This is a genomic window from Janthinobacterium sp. 78 (genome assembly GCF_003096775.1).
Taxonomy (GTDB): domain Bacteria; phylum Pseudomonadota; class Gammaproteobacteria; order Burkholderiales; family Burkholderiaceae_D; genus Janthinobacterium; species Janthinobacterium tructae.
Window position 1 is genome coordinate 5,293,901 of sequence record NZ_QENT01000001.1, and the last position, 16,890, is coordinate 5,310,790.

The window sequence follows — 16,890 nt, forward strand, 5'->3', positions numbered from 1 at the left end:
GCGGCTTTGCGCCGCCTGTTTTTTGTTGTACCTTTCTTCACACGTACCGCCAGTCGTAGCGGTTTCACGAGACGCCGCCGTATCTTTATCCATTGGAGAATGTTTATGCTGCTCAAGACCAAAGTCCTTCCTCTCGCCCTCGCCCTCGCTTTTGCCGGCCATGCGGGCGCGCAGGAAATCATCAAGATAGGCCACGTCGCCCCGGTCTCTGGCGCCAGCTCCCACCTGGGCAAGGATAACGAGAACGCGGCCAAGATGGCCATCGAGGATTTGAACACCAAAGGCTTCAAGATCGACGGCAAAGCCGTCAAATTCGTGCTGGTGCCCGAAGATGACGCAGCCGATCCCAAGCAGGGCACGGCCGTGGCGCAAAAGCTCGTCGATGCCAAGGTCAACGGCGTCGTCGGCCACCTGAACTCGGGCACGACGATTCCCGCCTCGCGCATTTACTTCAATGCCGGCATTCCGCAGATTTCTCCGGCCGCCACCAACCCGACGTACACGCAGCAGAAATTCAACACGGCCTTCCGCGTCGTGGCCAATGACAACAAGCTGGGCGGAACGCTGGGCGCGTATGCCGTGGGCAAGCTGCAGGCAAAGAAAATCGCCGTCATCGATGACCGCACGGCTTATGGCCAGGGCGTGGCGGAACAGTTCGTCAAGGGCGCCAAGAAGGCGGCACCTGGCGTGCAAATCGTCGGCAAGGAATTTACGAATGCCAACGCGACCGACTTCAATGCCATCCTGACCAGCATCAAGTCGAAGAGTCCCGACCTGATCTTCTTTGGCGGCATGGATTCCGTGGGCGGCCCCATGCTGCGCCAGATGAAGGCACTGGGCATCAAGGCCAAGTTCATGGGTGGCGATGGCTTGTGCACGGAACCGCTGGGCAAGCTGGCCGGCGACGCCGTGGGCGAAGACATGGTCACCTGCGCGGAAGCGGGCGGCGTGACGGGCACGCAGCAAAAAGGCATGGACGATTTCCGCGCCCGCTACAAGCAGAAATACAATATGGAAGTGCAGCTGTACGCGCCGTACGTCTACGATGCCGTGATGACCATGGCCACCGCCATGGCCGACGCCAAATCGTCGAAACCGTCCGTCTACCTGCCATTCCTGGCCAAGGTGCACTACCAGGGCGTGACGGGCCCGATCTCGTTCGATGCCAACGGCGACATCAAGGATGGCGCGCTGACGCTCTTTACGTACCGCGATGGCAAGAAAACCAAGATGGAAGTCATCAAGTAAGCGCTTGGCTGGCAACGTAATCGCGTAATCCTTCGGCCAGCGCGTCGAAGGTGGCGCGGCAGCGCAGGCTGCCGCGCAAGTCTGTATGCATGGTGACCCAGGTTTCCATCGGTAGCGCAAACGCTTGCGGCAACACGCGCCGCAAGGCCGGATCACGCGCCGCCAGCCCCGCCTGGCACACGCCGATGCCGGCGCCCGCGCGTATCAGGGCCAGTTGCGCCAGGTCGCTGTCGCTGCGCCAGGCAAAGTTTTCCCGCGAAAAATCCTCAAAGGCAGCGCCCGCATTGCGCACGAAGGGACTCGCCTCGTCGTAGCCGATGACGGCGTGTTGCGCCAGATCCGGCAAACCCGCCGGCACGCCATGGCGCGCCAAGTAATCCGCGTGCGCGTACAGGCCCAGTTCGATATCGCCCACCTTGCGCGCCACCAGTTGTTCCTGGCGCGGGCGCAGCATGCGCACGGCGATATCTGCCTCGCGGCGCAGCAAATCCTGCACCTTGTTGCTCAGCACCAGTTCAATGACCAGTTCCGGATGGCGTTCGCGCAGGCGCGCCAGGATGGGCGGCAGCACTTCCACGCCCACCACTTCGCTGGCCGCGATGCGCACGACGCCGGCCACGCCCTGCCCCTGGCTACTGGCGGCGCGCTGCATCAGGGCGGCCGTGTGCTCCATCGTTTCCGCATGGGGCCGCAGCGCCAGCGCCACTTCCGTGGGCAGCAAGCCCTGCTGGGAACGCGTAAACAGGGTCGCGCCCAGCGCCTGCTCGAGCGCGGCGATGTGCCGGCCGACGGTGGGCTGCGTGATGCCCAGTGCGCGGGCCGCGCCAGACAGTGAGCCGTGCTGCAGCACGGCCAGCAGCGAACGATAGTATTCCCAGGCAATGGTGGTAGTCATACATAAATGTATAGCCTCTGCTCGATGTTCGTCAATTCTCAATTAGCTTTGCGCGGCAGATACTGGCGCCATCAACCACACGGAGGACAATATGGACAAAACAGTATTGGTACTGGGCGCCACGGGCGGCATCGGCGGCGAGATGCTGCGCCAGCTCCTGGCGGCGGGCTGGCAGGTACGCGCCTTGACGCGGAGAGAAACGCAGCCGGAGCATTGCGACCGTGTTGCATGGCTGCGCGGCGATGCGCTGTCGCGCGCGGACGTGCTGGCGGCCGCCAAAGGCTGCGCCGTCATCGTGCACGCCGTCAACCCGCCCGGCTACCGCCACTGGGGCCGGCTGGTGCTGCCCATGCTCGACAACACCATCGCCGCGGCGATTGCCGAAGGCGCCACCATCGTGCTACCCGGCACCGTGTACAACTTTGGCCCCGACGCGTTTCCCGTGCTGGCAGAGGACGCGCCGCAGCACCCGCAGACGCGCAAGGGCGCCATCCGCGTGGAACTGGAAGCACGGCTGGAACGGGCCAGTACCCAGGGCGCCAGGGTCCTGATCGTGCGCGCGGGCGACTTCTTCGGTCCCCGCGCCGGCAATAACTGGTTTTCGCAGGGCCTCGTCAAGCCTGGCCAGAGCGTGCGCAGCGTGCTGTATCCGGGTGCGCCCGGCGTGGGCCATCAATGGTCCTACCTGCCCGACGTGGCGCGCACGATGCTGCAATTGCTGGCCGTACGCGCTACCTTGCCCGCGTTTGCGCGCTTTCACATGGCCGGCCAATGGGACCACGACGGCCGGCAAATGACGGGGGCGATTGCCCGCGTGGTGAAACAGGCCACGGGAGCCACGCCCGCCATCCGGCGCTTTCCGTGGTGGCTGGTGGCATTGGCGTCGCCATTCGTGGCGACTCTGCGCGAAATGCGCGAGATGCGCTATCTGTGGCAAACCCCGCTACAGATGGACAACGCGCAACTGCTGGCCGTGCTGGGCCAGGAGCCGCATACGCCGCTCGACGAGGCGGTGCGAACGACATTGGCGAGCATGGGTAATCTGCACAAGACGGCAGGCAAAAAAAATGCGCCGGGATTGCCGGCGCGCTAATTGCAGGTACTGCGGCACAGATTATTTCTGTGCCAGTACCCATTTAACCAGGGTGCGGGCTTCCGCATCGCTCACTTGCGGATTGGCTGGCATCGGGATCGCGCCCCAGGTGCCGGAACCGCCCTTCATGACTTTCGCCACGAGCTTGGCTTCCGCGTCTTTTTGACCGGCATATTTGGCCGCCACGTCTTTATACGCAGGACCCACCAGTTTCGTGCTCACCGCATGGCAAGCCATGCAGTTTTTTGCTTTTGCCAGGTCCGGATTGGCCAACGCTGCTTGCGATGCCAGAGCCGATACGGTCAATACACTCACCAACATAAAACGTTTCATTTGTCTTTTCTCCAAAGTTACTTCCTGCGGCATTTTACTGTGTTTCCGCAGATGCACCACGAGCCCAGATCAAGCGTTTCAATGTAGTAACGCAATGTAGTAGCGATTAGGCACTCATATTCTGCCCCATCTGCGCACGCATGACCATGTTGTTTGTAAGGCGATGTAACGACAGACGGCCCCGCACAGTCAAACGGGGCCGGCCGTCGCACATATACAACAAATCAGCGTTTCTGCTTTTTCAGCTGCGACAGGTCACGCACGGCGCCGCGGTCGGCCGACGTCGTCAGCGCCGCATACGCTTGCAGCGCCTGCGACACGTAGCGCTCGCGCTTGACGGGCAGCCAGGCATCGTCGCCCTTCGCTTCCATGGCGGCGCGGCGCGCGGCCAGCTCGGTATCGGTGACGCGCAGGTTGATGCTGCGCTCGGGGATATTGATGTCGATGAAGTCGCCCTCTTCCACCAGGCCGATGGCGCCGCCTTCGGCCGCTTCCGGCGAAGCGTGGCCGATCACCAGGCCCGAGGAGCCGCCCGAGAAGCGCCCGTCCGTGAACAGCGCGCACGCCTTGCCCAGGCCCTTGGATTTGATGTACGAGGTCGGATACAGCATTTCCTGCATGCCGGGACCGCCTTTCGGGCCTTCGTAGCGGATGATGACGACGTCGCCCTCATGCACGGTATCGGCCAGAATCGCTTCAACAGCGGTATCCTGGCTTTCGAACACGCGCGCCTTGCCCGAGAATTTCAAGATGCTTTCATCGACGCCGGCCGTCTTGACGATGCAGCCCTTTTCGGCCAGGTTGCCGTACAGGACGGCCAAGCCGCCATCCTGCGAATACGCATGCGCCTTGTCGCGGATGCAGCCGGTGGCGCGGTCCATGTCGACGGCCGCAAAACGCTCCGATTGCGAGAATGCCGTCTGCGTCGGCACGCCGCCCGGGGCGGCGCGGAACAGTTCATGCACGGCCGGGTTATCCGTGCACATGATGTCGTTTTGCGCGATGGCGTCGGCCAGCGTCGGCGCGTGGATGGTCGGCAAAGTGGTGTTGAGCAGACCGGCGCGCGCCAGTTCGCCCAGAATCCCCACGATGCCGCCGGCGCGGTGCACGTCTTCGATATGGTATTTGTCCGTCATCGGCGCCACCTTGCACAGGCACGGTACCTTGCGCGAGATGCGGTCGATGTCGGCCATCGTGAATTCCACTTCCGCCTCGTGCGCGGCGGCCAGCAAGTGCAGCACGGTGTTGGTCGAGCCGCCCATGGAGACGTCAAGCGCCATGGCGTTCTCGAACGCGGCCTTGGTGGCGATCGAACGGGGCAGCACCGAGTAGTCATCCTGCTCGTAGTGGCGCTTGGCCAGTTCGACGATCAAACGACCTGCGCGCAGGAACAGTTGCTGGCGGTCCGAGTGCGTGGCCAGAATCGTGCCGTTGCCGGGCAGGGCCAGGCCCAGCGCTTCGGTCAGGCAATTCATCGAGTTGGCCGTAAACATGCCGGAGCAGGAACCGCAAGTCGGGCAGGCCGAACGTTCGATTTCCGCCACGTCGGCGTCGGACACGCTGCTGTCGCCCGCCTTGATCATGGCGTCGACCAGATCGAGCTTGATGATCTTCTGCGTGCCGTTGACCACCTTGACGACCTTGCCCGCTTCCATCGGCCCGCCGGAAATAAACACGACGGGGATGTTGATGCGCATGGCGGCCATCAGCATGCCCGGCGTGATCTTGTCGCAGTTCGAGATGCACACCATGGCATCGGCGCAGTGGGCATTGACCATGTATTCGACGGAGTCGGCGATCAGGTCGCGCGAGGGCAGCGAATACAGCATGCCGCCGTGACCCATGGCGATGCCGTCATCGACGGCGATGGTGTTGAATTCCTTGGCCACGCCGCCGGCCGCCTCGATCTCGCGCGCGACCATCTGCCCCAGGTCTTTCAGGTGCACGTGGCCGGGCACGAATTGGGTGAACGAATTGACGACGGCGATGATCGGCTTGTCGAAGTCGCCGTCCTTCATGCCTGTGGCGCGCCACAGGGCGCGGGCGCCAGCCATGTTGCGGCCGTGGGTGGTGGTGCGGGAGCGGTATTGCGGCATGATGGGGTCCTTCCAAGGATGATTGATGCCTGACTGCGCGGATTGTCTACAAAACCCTGCATGCAGTGGGGGTACGTCAGATTGCCTTGTGCGCGCGCCACTGTCAAATATATGATGCACATGTCTGTGAGTCGTTTGGCATATCACAGCAATCAATCCGCATGGAAACACATATGAATCTTGAGCTGCGCCAGCTGCGCTATTTTGTCACCGTTGCCGAGGAATTGCACTTCGGCCGCGCCGCCGCGCGCCTGCACATGACGCAGCCGCCCCTGTCGCAAACCATCATGGCGCTGGAAGAGCTGCTGGGGGCGCCCCTGTTCGTGCGCACCCGGCGCGAGGTGCAGCTGACGCCGGCAGGCACGGCCCTGCTGCCCGAGGCACGCCGCTTGCTGGCGCAGGCGCTCGATTTGCCCGCGCTGGTACGGCGGGCCGCGCGGGGCGAGGCGGGGCGTCTGAGCCTGGCTTTCGTTTCCTCGGCCGACTACAGCGTGCTGCCGCCATTGCTGCGCGCCTACCAGACGGCCTATCCGCAAGTGCAGATCGCGCTGCAGGAAGCCACCTCCGACTTGCAGCTTGACGAATTGCTGGCCGGGCGCACGGATGCAGGCCTGTTGATCCCGCCCCTGCCCGAGAAGGCGAAGGGAGAGCTCGATTACCTGCCCGTACTGGCCGAAGCGCTGGTGCTGGCCGCGCCGTCCGGCCTCGCCATATTGACTACGCCCGGCCCCGTGCGCCTGCGCGACTTGCCGCCCCTGCCTTTGATCATTTTCCCGCGCGCGATATCGCCCGCCCTGCACGACGCCATCCTCGGCGTGTTCCGCGCGGCCGGCATCACGCCGCAGATCGGCCAGGAAGCGATCCAGATGCAAACCATCGTCAGCCTCGTCTCGGCTGGCATGGGCATCGCGCTTGTGCCACAATCGGTATCGAATCTGATGCGCCCGGGCGTAGAATACAGGCCGCTGCAGGACGCCACGCCGCTGGTGGAAACGGGCCTGGCCTGGCGCCGCGACAATCCGTCCGCCGTGCTGCAAGGTTTCCTGGCGCTGCTGCGCAAGCAGATCAGCGCGACTGCCGATTAAATTAAGTGGCCGCTAAGGCAAAAAACCGCAAGCGCCCCCATACTACGCAACCTTGGCTTTAAACAAAGAAAGAAACCCCATGCTGATCCACCCGATGCCCGACCCGATCGCCATACAAATCGGCCCGCTCGCCGTGCACTGGTACGGCCTGATGTACGTGCTGGCCTTCGCCCTGTTCATTATCCTGGGCAGAGTGCGCATCAAGCAGCCGCACATCGCCGTGCTGGGCTGGAAGAAGGAAGACCTCGATGACATGCTGTTCTACGGCATGCTGGGCGTGGTGATCGGCGGGCGTCTGGGCGAAGTGCTGTTCTACCGCCCCGCATACTTCATGCACAATCCGCTCGAGATCTTCATGGTCTGGCATGGCGGCATGTCCTTCCATGGCGGCTTCCTCGGCGTCATCCTGGCCATGTATCTGTGGAGCCGCAAGGCGGGACGTAACCTGTTCGACGTGCTCGACTTCATCGCCCCGCTGGTGCCGCTCGGTTATGCGGCCGGCCGCCTGGGCAACTTCATCAATGCAGAACTGCCGGGCCGCATTGCGCCGGACACCCTGCCGTGGGCCATGCAGTGGCCGGGCATTCCGTATCCCGTGCACCCGTCGCCCCTCTACCAGATGCTGGTCGACGGCATTTTGGTGTTCATCATCCTGTGGCTGTATGCGCGCAAGCAGCGCCCGCGCATGGCCGTGGGCGCCATGTTCACCCTGCTGTACGGCTGCGCGCGCTTCTTCACGGAATACTTCCGCACGCCGGACTGGGAAGTCGTGTGGCTGGGCGTGCCGATCACCTCGGGCCAGATGCTGTCGCTGCCGATGATCGTCGGCGCCATCGCGCTGCTGGTATGGGCATACAAAAGCCAGGTGATGGGCACCCCGCCCACCAAGTCGCGCGTGGCGGACGCCTGATCGGCTGCCCTAGGCCTTCAACCTGCTGGTAATCACCGTCCATTGCGCCGGCGTCACCGGCGTGATGGACAAACGGCTGCCCTTCTTCAACAGCAGCATGTCTTCCAGCTCCGGCATCTGGCGCATCTCGGACAGGGGCAGCAGCGCCGTCTTCTTCACGCCGCGCACGTCGACGCTGATCCAGCGCGGCTGTTCAAGCGTCGCCTTCGGGTCGAAATACTTGCCCCCCTCTTCAAACTGGCTGTGATCGGGATACGCGCCGCTGGCCACTTCGGCCACGCCCGCCACGCCCGGTTGCGGGCAGCTGGAATGATAAAACAGCACGCCATCGCCCGGCCGCATGCCATCGCGCATGAAGTTGCGCGCCTGGTAGTTGCGCACGCCGAACCACGGCATGGTGTGCTGCGGCGCGGCCATCAGGTCGTCGATGCTTACTTCATCGGGTTCGGATTTCATCAGCCAATATTGTTTCATCTAGACTCCGTGTGAAAGCGACAGACGTAAAAAAACGGTTGCGCATGATGCGGCAACCGTTTTCAGTTGTACTTACAAATGCAATGCAAATTAGGCCCCGCCTGTGCCGCTATGCCGGCATCCCGAACCAAACGGTTCAAGGTGGTCACGTTAGTTCAATTTCGGGTTCGTCGAACGAGCGACGCTCACTCCCATCAAACAAAATTCGCAACCGATGCGCATAAATGGTTCAAGGAATATATGGCAATCGCGAACACCGCAGGGTAGACCCAAGTTTACTCCTTTGCTCGCGCATCGCAAAGACAAATCGTACTGTGTCCGCTTAAAATCCAATTAATAACACCGAACAAAACCGTAGCGAGCGGAAGTGAATTGTGGTCGAGAAGCGCAACTGTGCGAATGCACAGAGAGCATCGCAGGCCGCAAGTCGCGACGCGCAGCAGGTTTGGTTCGGTGTTTAAAAAAGGTTTTCCTGGGGCGTCAATGCGCTATCCAATACCGTGTGCATGGCCGAGATTTTCTGCTTCACTTCGAGGATCGTCAACTCCGACAGCGGACCTTGCGGCGACTTCACGGAGAGGAATTCGGCGGCTACGCCTAGGGCGGCCAGCACGGCGATGCGGTCATTGCCCTTGACCTTGCCCGCGTCGCGGATGGCTTTCATTTTACTATCGAGATAGATTGCCGCTTCGCGCAGTGCGCGCTCTTCACCGTCGCGGCACACCATGCTGTAGGACTGGCCCATGATATTGACATCGACACGCGGCATTACGCTTCCTTCTCGTTCTCGGCAATATAGGCACCCGCTTCCGAAGCGGCTTGCTCCAGGCCAGCTTGCACCAGTTCGGGAATTTTTTCCAGCAACGCTTCCACCCGCTCCTGCGCCTCGCGCATGCGCTGCACATACAGGGCGTTCTCGGCGGCCAGCGCGGCATTGTCCTTGCGCAGTTGCGCGTTTTCACGGCGCAGCGCATGGGTCATTTCGGCCAGCAGGCCTATTTTGTCGGATAATTCGTTGAATTCGGAAATCATCCCGCCACTATAGGGCGGACGCTCCATGGGCGTCAATCGAATCACGCCGCTGTCACACATATTTACATCAATGCAGGGCAGTTGGCGGACAATACAGGCTTTTTCCGGCGCTTTTCGCCAAGTGCGCGCATCTGCCGGCGCCGCGATGGCAGCGTTTTACTCGTCGACGTAATCGGCTTCGATATCGAGTCCGCCATAGCGGTTTTCGCACGAGCGGCGCACCAGCGTCTGTTGTCCGCCCTTGCCGTCAAGCACCATCGTCAAATCGCGGCAAGTACGGCGGTAGCTGCCAGGTTTGGCGTCCGTGCCCGAGGGCGTCAGGCGCACTGCCAGCGGTACTGCATTGCCCAACCCCTTGTTGCTCCACTGGCGCGTCTTGCCATCCTCTTCATCTTTCAAAGTGCGCACGGCGGCCGTCAGCAAGGCTTGCTGTTCCTTGGCATTCAGCTTGGCGATGGTGACGTCGGACAGGAAAGGCGGATACACGGCGGGCGCCGGGTCCTTGCCCTGCACGTCCCACTTGCCGCTGTTTTGCGAACAGGTGCGCCGGCTCAGGTCTTGCGACTTGCCGCCCGCCGTGACGACGAATTTCAGGTCGCGGCAGATGTGTGCCTTCAGGCTGTGTTCCGTCATGCCGGAGTTGCTGAAGTTATACGTGACTTTCACCAGCACGCCACTGTCGCCGCCGTTGTCCCACACATGCGCTTCCTGGTCGTCGTCGTCCTTGTTGAGGTCGTTGAACAAATCGCCCAGCAGCCTCTCTTTTTCCTGCGGCGTCAGGGTGGCCACGGTGATCTCGTCGGCGATGCTGGGCGTGTGCGCGGCGGCATTGCCCAGGCAGGCAAAACCGAGGACGGCGGCGCCCAGTAGGCGCAGGGCGGGACGGGAAAGAGTCGATGGCATGGTGAGTGAGCTTTCAGGTGCGAATGGCGATATTGATATGCAATTCTAATCATCTTATCAAAGTCCATAGTAAAACTCTGTTTCCTGTGCGTACAGGAACGCCGTCCGCCCGGAGGGCATGCTAGAGTCGCTGATGTTGCTGACGCCCGGGAGCGAGGCTTGCGTTTGCGCAAACCCTGCGTAAATGCAGGCTGCGCGGAACGTCTAAGCTTATCTTCCCGGAGAATAAGCCCTTGAATAAGCCCCCTACCGTCCCTATAATTAGCACTCGTTAGTAGAGAGTGCTAACAAACTCTTTCGTAGCAATCCTCAGGACTGATGGTGCATGCCGGACAACAGCAGGGAACGCTACGCGGCGGGCGACGCCGCGATGCACCACTGCTCAAGCCGACACGCACCGATGCCATGGGGTTTGCTTGACCGTTGCGGGCTGCTTTCAACGGCGGTCACTGAAAGCAGGTCTGGCGCTGTGCCGGACATGTATTCATTTAGCAACACTTATCCATTGAACTTTAAGGAGTTTTGTATGAATCTGCGCCCATTGAACGATCGCGTCATCGTCAAACGCCTCGACCAGGAAACCAAAACTGCGTCCGGCCTCATCATTCCTGATGCAGCTGCTGAAAAACCGGATCAAGGCGAAGTCCTTGCCGTAGGCAATGGCAAGATTCTCGACGACGGCAAAGTCCGTCCTCTGGATGTCAAAGTGGGCGACCGCGTCCTGTTCGGCAAGTACGCCGGCCAAACCGTCAAAGTTGACGGCGATGAGCTGCTGGTCATGCGCGAAGAAGACATCATGGCGATCGTCGTCAAGTAATTGTTTCCACGTTGTAGACAGATACATCCCGAAACTCAGGAGAATTGAACATGGCAGCTAAAGAAGTAGTATTCGGCGACGCAGCGCGCGCCAAGATGGTCGAAGGCGTCAATATCCTCGCCAACGCAGTCAAAGTAACGCTGGGCCCGAAAGGCCGCAACGTCGTACTGGAGCGCTCGTTCGGCGCCCCTACCGTCACCAAGGATGGTGTGTCGGTAGCGAAAGAAGTTGAACTCAAAGACAAGCTCATGAACATGGGCGCGCAAATGGTCAAGGAAGTTGCTTCCCGCACCAGCGACAACGCCGGCGACGGCACCACCACCGCCACCGTGCTGGCACAAGCCATCGTGCGCGAAGGCATGAAGTTCGTTGCCGCCGGCATGAACCCGATGGACCTGAAGCGCGGTATCGACAAAGCAGTTGCTGCGACCGTCGAAGAACTGGCGAAAATCGCCCGTCCTTGCACCACGACCAAAGAAATCGCCCAAGTTGGCGCGATCTCGGCGAACTCGGACTACTCGATCGGCGAGCGTATCGCTGAAGCGATGGAAAAAGTCGGCAAAGAAGGCGTCATCACCGTGGAAGACGGCAAGTCGCTGAACGACGAGCTGGACATCGTTGAAGGCATGCAGTTCGACCGCGGCTACCTGTCGCCATACTTCATCAACAACCCAGAGAAACAAGTTGCCGTACTGGACAGCCCATTCGTCCTGCTGTGCGACAAGAAAATCTCGAACATCCGTGACCTGCTGCCGGTACTGGAACAAGTCGCCAAAGCTGGCCGTCCACTGCTGATCATCGCAGAAGACATCGAAGGCGAAGCGCTGGCCACCCTGGTTGTGAACAACATCCGCGGCATCCTGAAAACGTGCGCAGTGAAAGCACCTGGCTTCGGCGACCGCCGCAAAGCCATGCTGGAAGACATCGCTGTCCTGACCGGCGGCCAGGTGATCGCTGAAGAAGTCGGCCTGACCCTGGAAAAAGTGACCCTGGCCGAACTGGGCCAGGCGAAACGCATCGAAGTGGGCAAGGAAAACACCATCGTCATCGATGGCGCCGGCGAAGCAGCATCGATCGAAGCACGCGTAAAACAAGTGCGTGTACAGATCGAAGAAGCGACCTCGGACTACGACCGTGAAAAACTGCAAGAGCGCGTCGCCAAACTGGCTGGCGGCGTTGCCGTGATCAAGGTTGGCGCAGCCACCGAAGTCGAAATGAAAGAAAAGAAAGCCCGCGTTGAAGATGCACTGCACGCGACCCGCGCTGCCGTGGAAGAAGGCATCGTGCCAGGCGGCGGCGTAGCCCTGCTGCGCGCACGCGCCAACATCACGGTCAAGGGCGACAATCCTGATCAAGATGCCGGTATCAAGATCGTCCTGCGCGCAATGGAAGAGCCACTGCGCATGATCGTGCAAAACGCTGGCGAAGAAGCTTCGGTCGTCGTGGCAGCCGTACTGGCTGGCACGGGCAACTACGGCTACAACGCTGCCAACGGCACGTATGGCGACATGGTGGAAATGGGTGTTCTGGATCCAGCCAAAGTGACCCGTTCGGCGCTGCAAAACGCCGCTTCGATCGCTTCGCTGATGCTGACAACCGACTGCATGGTCTGCGAAATCGCTGACGACAAAGCAGGCGGCGGCATGGGCGGCGGCATGGGTGGTATGGGCGGCATGGGCGGCATGGACGGCATGATGTAATGTCCGGCATCCCCGCGCGCAGGCGACGGCACGCGGGGATGCATCGCCGGGACAGGACAGGCAGACCAAAAGCTGCCAGCGCCTGCCCGGCAGCCCCGAAAGCTATCTTCTACGGAAGGTAGCTTTTTTTTCGCCGATGTATTTGGCAAACCCGTTTGGCAAACCCGTTTGGCCATACCATTTAGCAAGCCCGGCGATTGCCCGCCTGCACTTTTTGCTTTAGCATGGCCGCCATCGTCCTTCTTTCCCATGCCACCATCATGCCGCCACGCGCCTCTTCTTCCAAAACCACCATCATTGCCGGCATCCTGGCCGGCTTGCTGGCCGCCGGGCTAGTCGCTTTCTACGTGCACCAGCAGGGCGCGCCGCACGCAAGCAATGCCCCGGCCGCGAACAGCCAGGCGGCGCAGGAGCAGAACGCGCGCGCCGTCGATGCGCTGCTGGCGTTGCCGGAAATCAAGGCGTGGTCGGCGCATATCGAAAAGGCATCGGGCGGCCGCGCGCATGGCGCCGTAATGGAAACGTCGCCCGAGACGCGCCTCGTCGATGGCGTCGCCAGCTATCAGCTGAGCTTTTTCGAAAGCACGCCGGACGCAGCCCACCGCTGGGAAAGCTTTGTCGTCACGCCCGATGGCAAGCGCATCCTCGTCGACGACATCGTCACAGGTGACCTGATCAGCCTGGAACAATGGCGCAAGGACAGCGCGCCCATGCAGCGCATCGCCATACAATAACGCCCTAGGCCGGCGCCGCGCCGCGCACGCGCGCCACCCACCACACCGTCCACAGCGACAAACCCGCCGCCAGCCAGCCATTGATGCCATAGCCGCTGATATGGCCGGCCGCGTCCGTCTGCAGGGTCAGGCCGCCCAGCCAGGCACCGAGGCCACTGCCCAGGCTTTGCAAGGCCGAATTGGCACTCAGAAACGCGCCGCGCTTGTGCGGCTCCGGGATCGTCGTCAGCAGCGCCTGCAGCGGTATCGTGCGTCCCGAGACGAGAGCCATAAAAAACGGAAACACCAGCATCAGCGCCAGCAGCGGCAACTGGGGCAAGTGGGTCATGAGCAGCAGCGGCGCGATCGACATCAGGGAGACCCAGCGGTACACCTGCTGCTTGCCGACCCGGTCCGCCCAGCGGCCGATCAGGCGCGCCGTAAAGATCGTGGCGCAGCCGCCCGCCAGATACACCCAGGTGACGTCGGCCGGCGCCAGCCCCAGATTGCCCACCAGCACAGGCGAGATGAAGGGAATGACCAGCATGCCGGCCGTCATGTTAACGATGGACAAGGCAAACGCTTCCAGGTGGCGCCGTTCCCGGAACAGCGCCAGCAACTTCGGCAGCACCTGGCGCAGCGGCGTGGGCGCCGCTCCCATGTGCGCCGTCAGCGAGGGCAGCACGCGCGCCGCGCCCAGCCAGATCAGCAGCGACAGCACGACCAGCAGGAAAAACGGCGAGGCCCAGCCAAAGTGTGCGGCCAGCACCACGCCGATGGGCACGCCGCCCACGGCCGCCATGGCAAACGAGGTCATGACGATGCCCGTGGCCGCGCCGCGCCGCTCGGCGGGGATCACGTCGCCGATGATGGCCATGACGATGGCGCCCAGCACGCCGCCCGTCAGCCCCGCAAACGCGCGCGACCACAGCAGCACATGAAAATTCGGCGCCAGCGCGCAAGCCAGGTTCGACACGGTAAACAGGCAAAACATGGTCAACAGCAGCTGCTTGCGGTCGAAGCGGTCGATATACGTGGCCGCCAGCAAGCCGGACAGGCCCGCGCACCAGGCATACGCGGACACGGCGCCCGAGACGGCCGCCGGACCGATGTGGAACGCCTGCATCAGCTGGGGCGCCAGCGGCATCATCACCATGAAATCCATGATGACGGTAAATTGCGTCAGCGCCAGCAGCCACAGCATCGCGCGTTCGCGCGCCGGCGTCAGGGCCGCGCCAGCGGACATATCAGGGGAAGGGTTCGGTACAGGTTTCATGCGGCAGATCTTAAGGATGGCGGCGGTGGACGGCAAGGTTTACTTTCTGGCATCGAAGCGCGATACTCGTCCACATGCCCGCCACCTCTGTCCGCCCCCTTGCACCAGACGACGCCAGCGCCTACCGCGCGCTGCGCCTGGCCGGCATCGCCGAACTGCCCGCCGCCTTCTGCACCACGCACGCAGCGGAAAGCGGTTTGCCGCTGGCACAGATCGCCCAGCGCTTGCGCGCCACCTCGCACCAAATTATATTTGGCGCTTTCAACGAAGAACAATTGATCGCCATTGCCGGCCTGCGCCGCGAACCGATCGCCGTCGTGCATGACAAGGCCAGTCTGTGGGGCGTGTATGTGGCGCCGCAGGCGCGTGGACGCGGCGCGGGACGGCAACTGGTGCAGGCCGCCATCGACCATGCCTGCGCCATTCCCGAGCTGGCCCACGTTCGCCTGGCCGTGGCGCAGGACAACCACGCGGCGTTGAGCCTGTACCTGGGCTGCGGTTTTACCCTGGCGGACGGTCCCGCAGCGGAGGGCATGCTGCCACTGCAGCTGTTGCTGCCCCGCCCCGCTCGTGCCAGTGCCAGTGCAAGTGCAAGCCCAAGTGCCGAAAGTAATGTCTTTATGAAAATCAATACCTTACAAATCCCTGCGAAATAGCGGACAGGCCGTTTTTTCTGTTGCAAGCAAACGCGGCAGGCCTTAGCATCGCGGCTTACAAAAAAAACTTGGGGGAGAGCCAATGTCATCGGCCGAGACACAAACCGCCACGGGCAAAATGCCGCGGCAAATACCGTACATCATCGCCAACGAAGGCTGTGAACGCTTCAGCTTTTACGGCATGCGCAATATCCTGACGCCGTTCCTCATCAGCACCTTGCTGCTGATGATCCCGATCGACCAACGCACGGGCGAAGCCAAGCACGTGTTCCACACCTTCGTCATCGGCGTGTATTTCTTCCCGCTGCTGGGCGGCTGGCTGGCCGACCGCTTCTTCGGCAAGTACAACACCATCTTCTGGCTCAGCCTCGTGTATTGCGCCGGCCATGCCTGCCTGGCCCTGTTTGAAAACAGCGTCAACGGCTTCTATTTCGGCCTGTTCCTGATCGCCTTCGGTTCCGGCGGCATCAAGCCGCTGGTGGCCTCGTTTGTCGGCGACCAGTTCGACCAGACCAACAAGCACAAGGCCAAGCTGGTCTTCGACCTGTTTTACTGGATCATCAACTTCGGCTCCTTCTTCGCGTCCTTGCTGATGCCGATGTTCCTGCGCGACTTCGGTCCCTCGATCGCCTTCGGCATCCCGGGCCTGATGATGCTGGCCGCCACCCTCGTCTTCTGGATGGGCGCCAAGAAATACGTGCACGTGCCGCCGGCGCCGCCGAATCCCGACTCGTTCACCCGCGTGGCCCGCACGGCCCTGCTGGCGCGCGTCGATGGCGGTTCGCGTCCTGGCCTGTACGTCGCCTACGTGGGCGTGATCGGCGCCCTGTACGCGTTCTACAGCATTCCAGAATGGGGCTTCGTCATTTCCGCATGTACGGCGCTGGTCTTGCTGCTGGCCTTCGGCAGCATCGGCACGGCCATGCAGCTGGAACGCGCGCGCGGCATCCACCCCGACGAAGCCGTCGAAGGCGTGCGCGCCGTGCTGCGCATCCTCGTCATCTTCGCCCTCGTCACGCCGTTCTTCTCGCTGTTCGACCAGAAGGCTTCGACGTGGATCGTGCAGGCGAACACCATGGAAAAACCAAGCTGGTTCCTGCCGGCGCAGATGCAGGCGCTGAACCCGATGCTGGTAATGCTGCTGATCCCGTTCAACAACCTGGTGCTGTACCCGATGCTGAACCGCTTCGGCCTGGAAGCGACGGCCCTGCGCCGCATGACGGCCGGTATCGGCTTTTCCTCGCTGGCATGGATCGTCATCGGCTTGCTGCAGCTGGCCCTCGACAGCGGCAACGCCGTCTCCATCATGTGGCAGATCCTGCCGTATGCCTTGCTGACGTTCGGCGAAGTACTGGTCTCGGCGACAGGGCTGGAGTTCGCCTACAGCCAGGCGCCCGTCTCCATGAAGGGCGCCATCATGAGCTTCTGGAATCTGTCGACCACGGTGGGCAACCTGTGGGTGCTGATCGTCAACCGCAGCGTCATGAACGAAGGCGTGATCGGCAAGATCGCCGAAAGCGGCATCAGCGTGACGGCCTTCCAGATGTTCTTCTTCGCCGCCTTTGCAGCGGTGGCCATGCTGGCCTTCGGCCTGTATGCACGCAACTACAAGATGGTCGACAACTACCGCCAGGCGGCCGTGCCGGCGAAAGCATGATG

The 16,890-nt window shown here is 62.0% G+C and carries 17 protein-coding genes and 1 other RNA gene; 9 read left to right on the forward strand and 9 right to left on the reverse strand.

Annotated elements, in window-relative coordinates:
* Positions 1–105: 105 nt before the first annotated feature.
* Positions 106–1,248: a branched-chain amino acid ABC transporter substrate-binding protein gene (locus C8C92_RS23335; RefSeq protein WP_116745360.1), complete on the forward strand. Its 1,143-nt coding sequence runs from the start codon at positions 106–108 to the stop codon at positions 1,246–1,248.
* Here C8C92_RS23335 and C8C92_RS23340 read toward each other — a convergent pair.
* Positions 1,241–2,143: a LysR family transcriptional regulator gene (locus C8C92_RS23340; protein WP_116745361.1), complete on the reverse strand. Its 903-nt coding sequence runs from the start codon at positions 2,141–2,143 to the stop codon at positions 1,241–1,243. The two genes, C8C92_RS23335 and C8C92_RS23340, sit on opposite strands and share 8 nt — an antisense overlap.
* 91 nt (positions 2,144–2,234) lie before the next feature.
* Here C8C92_RS23340 and C8C92_RS23345 point away from each other — a divergent pair, with 91 nt between their 5' ends.
* Positions 2,235–3,236: an NAD(P)H-binding protein gene (locus C8C92_RS23345; protein ID WP_116745362.1), complete on the forward strand. Its 1,002-nt coding sequence runs from the start codon at positions 2,235–2,237 to the stop codon at positions 3,234–3,236.
* 21 nt (positions 3,237–3,257) lie between these two features.
* Here C8C92_RS23345 and C8C92_RS23350 read toward each other — a convergent pair whose 3' ends face one another.
* Together C8C92_RS23350 and ilvD are read right to left on the reverse strand one after the other, a co-directional pair.
* Positions 3,258–3,569: a c-type cytochrome gene (locus C8C92_RS23350; RefSeq protein ID WP_099762392.1), complete on the reverse strand. Its 312-nt coding sequence runs from the start codon at positions 3,567–3,569 to the stop codon at positions 3,258–3,260.
* A gap of 224 nt (positions 3,570–3,793) precedes the next feature.
* The gene (gene ilvD / locus C8C92_RS23355) at positions 3,794–5,665 is read right to left on the reverse strand and encodes a dihydroxy-acid dehydratase (protein WP_116745363.1); all 1,872 of its coding nucleotides are present in this window, start codon (positions 5,663–5,665) and stop codon (positions 3,794–3,796) included.
* Positions 5,666–5,838: 173 nt separating this feature from the next.
* On the opposite strand from ilvD, the gene C8C92_RS23360 reads away from it, so the two are divergent.
* Both C8C92_RS23360 and lgt read left to right on the forward strand, forming a co-directional pair.
* A complete protein-coding gene (locus tag C8C92_RS23360; protein WP_116745364.1) occupies positions 5,839–6,750 on the forward strand; it encodes a LysR family transcriptional regulator in 912 nt (303 codons plus the stop codon).
* 79 nt (positions 6,751–6,829) lie between these two features.
* Positions 6,830–7,660 (forward strand): prolipoprotein diacylglyceryl transferase, encoded by an 831-nt coding sequence (gene lgt, locus C8C92_RS23365; protein ID WP_116745365.1) that lies wholly within the window; start codon positions 6,830–6,832, stop codon positions 7,658–7,660.
* A 9-nt stretch (positions 7,661–7,669) separates the two neighbouring features.
* On the opposite strand, the gene C8C92_RS23370 is transcribed toward lgt, so the two are convergent.
* The 5 genes from C8C92_RS23370 to C8C92_RS23390 all read right to left on the reverse strand — a co-directional run bounded on the left by C8C92_RS23370 (position 7,670) and on the right by C8C92_RS23390 (position 10,069).
* Positions 7,670–8,134, reverse strand: coding sequence for an EVE domain-containing protein (locus tag C8C92_RS23370; RefSeq protein ID WP_116745366.1), 465 nt, complete (start codon positions 8,132–8,134; stop codon positions 7,670–7,672).
* A gap of 90 nt (positions 8,135–8,224) precedes the next feature.
* Positions 8,225–8,402: non-coding RNA, 6S RNA (gene ssrS, locus C8C92_RS23375), on the reverse strand.
* Between the two features lie 189 nt (positions 8,403–8,591).
* Positions 8,592–8,903, reverse strand: coding sequence for a cell division protein ZapA (locus C8C92_RS23380; RefSeq protein ID WP_034747344.1), 312 nt, complete (start codon positions 8,901–8,903; stop codon positions 8,592–8,594).
* On the reverse strand, positions 8,903–9,193 hold the full coding sequence (locus C8C92_RS23385; RefSeq protein ID WP_306594795.1) for a DUF904 domain-containing protein: 291 nt from the start codon (positions 9,191–9,193) through the stop codon (positions 8,903–8,905). Before C8C92_RS23385 ends, C8C92_RS23380 begins: the two co-directional genes overlap by 1 nt.
* Before the next feature lie 129 nt (positions 9,194–9,322).
* The gene (locus C8C92_RS23390; protein WP_116745367.1) at positions 9,323–10,069 is read right to left on the reverse strand and encodes a hypothetical protein; all 747 of its coding nucleotides are present in this window, start codon (positions 10,067–10,069) and stop codon (positions 9,323–9,325) included.
* 526 nt (positions 10,070–10,595) lie between these two features.
* On the opposite strand from C8C92_RS23390, the gene groES reads away from it, so the two are divergent.
* The 3 genes from groES (at position 10,596) to C8C92_RS23405 (ending at position 13,320) form a co-directional block, all read left to right on the forward strand.
* Complete coding sequence (gene groES, locus C8C92_RS23395) at positions 10,596–10,886, forward strand: co-chaperone GroES (RefSeq protein ID WP_010400979.1); 291 nt, start codon at positions 10,596–10,598, stop codon at positions 10,884–10,886.
* A 50-nt stretch (positions 10,887–10,936) separates the two neighbouring features.
* On the forward strand, positions 10,937–12,586 hold the full coding sequence (groL, locus tag C8C92_RS23400) for a chaperonin GroEL (protein WP_010400981.1): 1,650 nt from the start codon (positions 10,937–10,939) through the stop codon (positions 12,584–12,586).
* 224 nt (positions 12,587–12,810) lie between these two features.
* Positions 12,811–13,320, forward strand: coding sequence for a hypothetical protein (locus C8C92_RS23405; protein WP_116745368.1), 510 nt, complete (start codon positions 12,811–12,813; stop codon positions 13,318–13,320).
* Positions 13,321–13,324: 4 nt separating this feature from the next.
* Here C8C92_RS23405 and C8C92_RS23410 read toward each other — a convergent pair whose 3' ends face one another.
* Positions 13,325–14,575 carry an MFS transporter gene (locus C8C92_RS23410; RefSeq protein ID WP_243420333.1) on the reverse strand — a complete coding sequence of 417 codons (1,251 nt, stop codon included), beginning with the start codon at positions 14,573–14,575 and terminating at the stop codon, positions 13,325–13,327.
* A 74-nt stretch (positions 14,576–14,649) separates the two neighbouring features.
* Here C8C92_RS23410 and C8C92_RS23415 point away from each other — a divergent pair, with 74 nt between their 5' ends.
* Together C8C92_RS23415 and C8C92_RS23420 are read left to right on the forward strand one after the other, a co-directional pair.
* Positions 14,650–15,231, forward strand: a complete 582-nt coding sequence (locus tag C8C92_RS23415) for a GNAT family N-acetyltransferase (RefSeq protein WP_116745370.1) — start codon at positions 14,650–14,652, stop codon at positions 15,229–15,231.
* A 118-nt stretch (positions 15,232–15,349) separates the two neighbouring features.
* The gene (locus C8C92_RS23420) at positions 15,350–16,888 is read left to right on the forward strand and encodes an oligopeptide:H+ symporter (protein WP_165829528.1); all 1,539 of its coding nucleotides are present in this window, start codon (positions 15,350–15,352) and stop codon (positions 16,886–16,888) included.
* Positions 16,889–16,890: the final 2 nt, after the last annotated feature.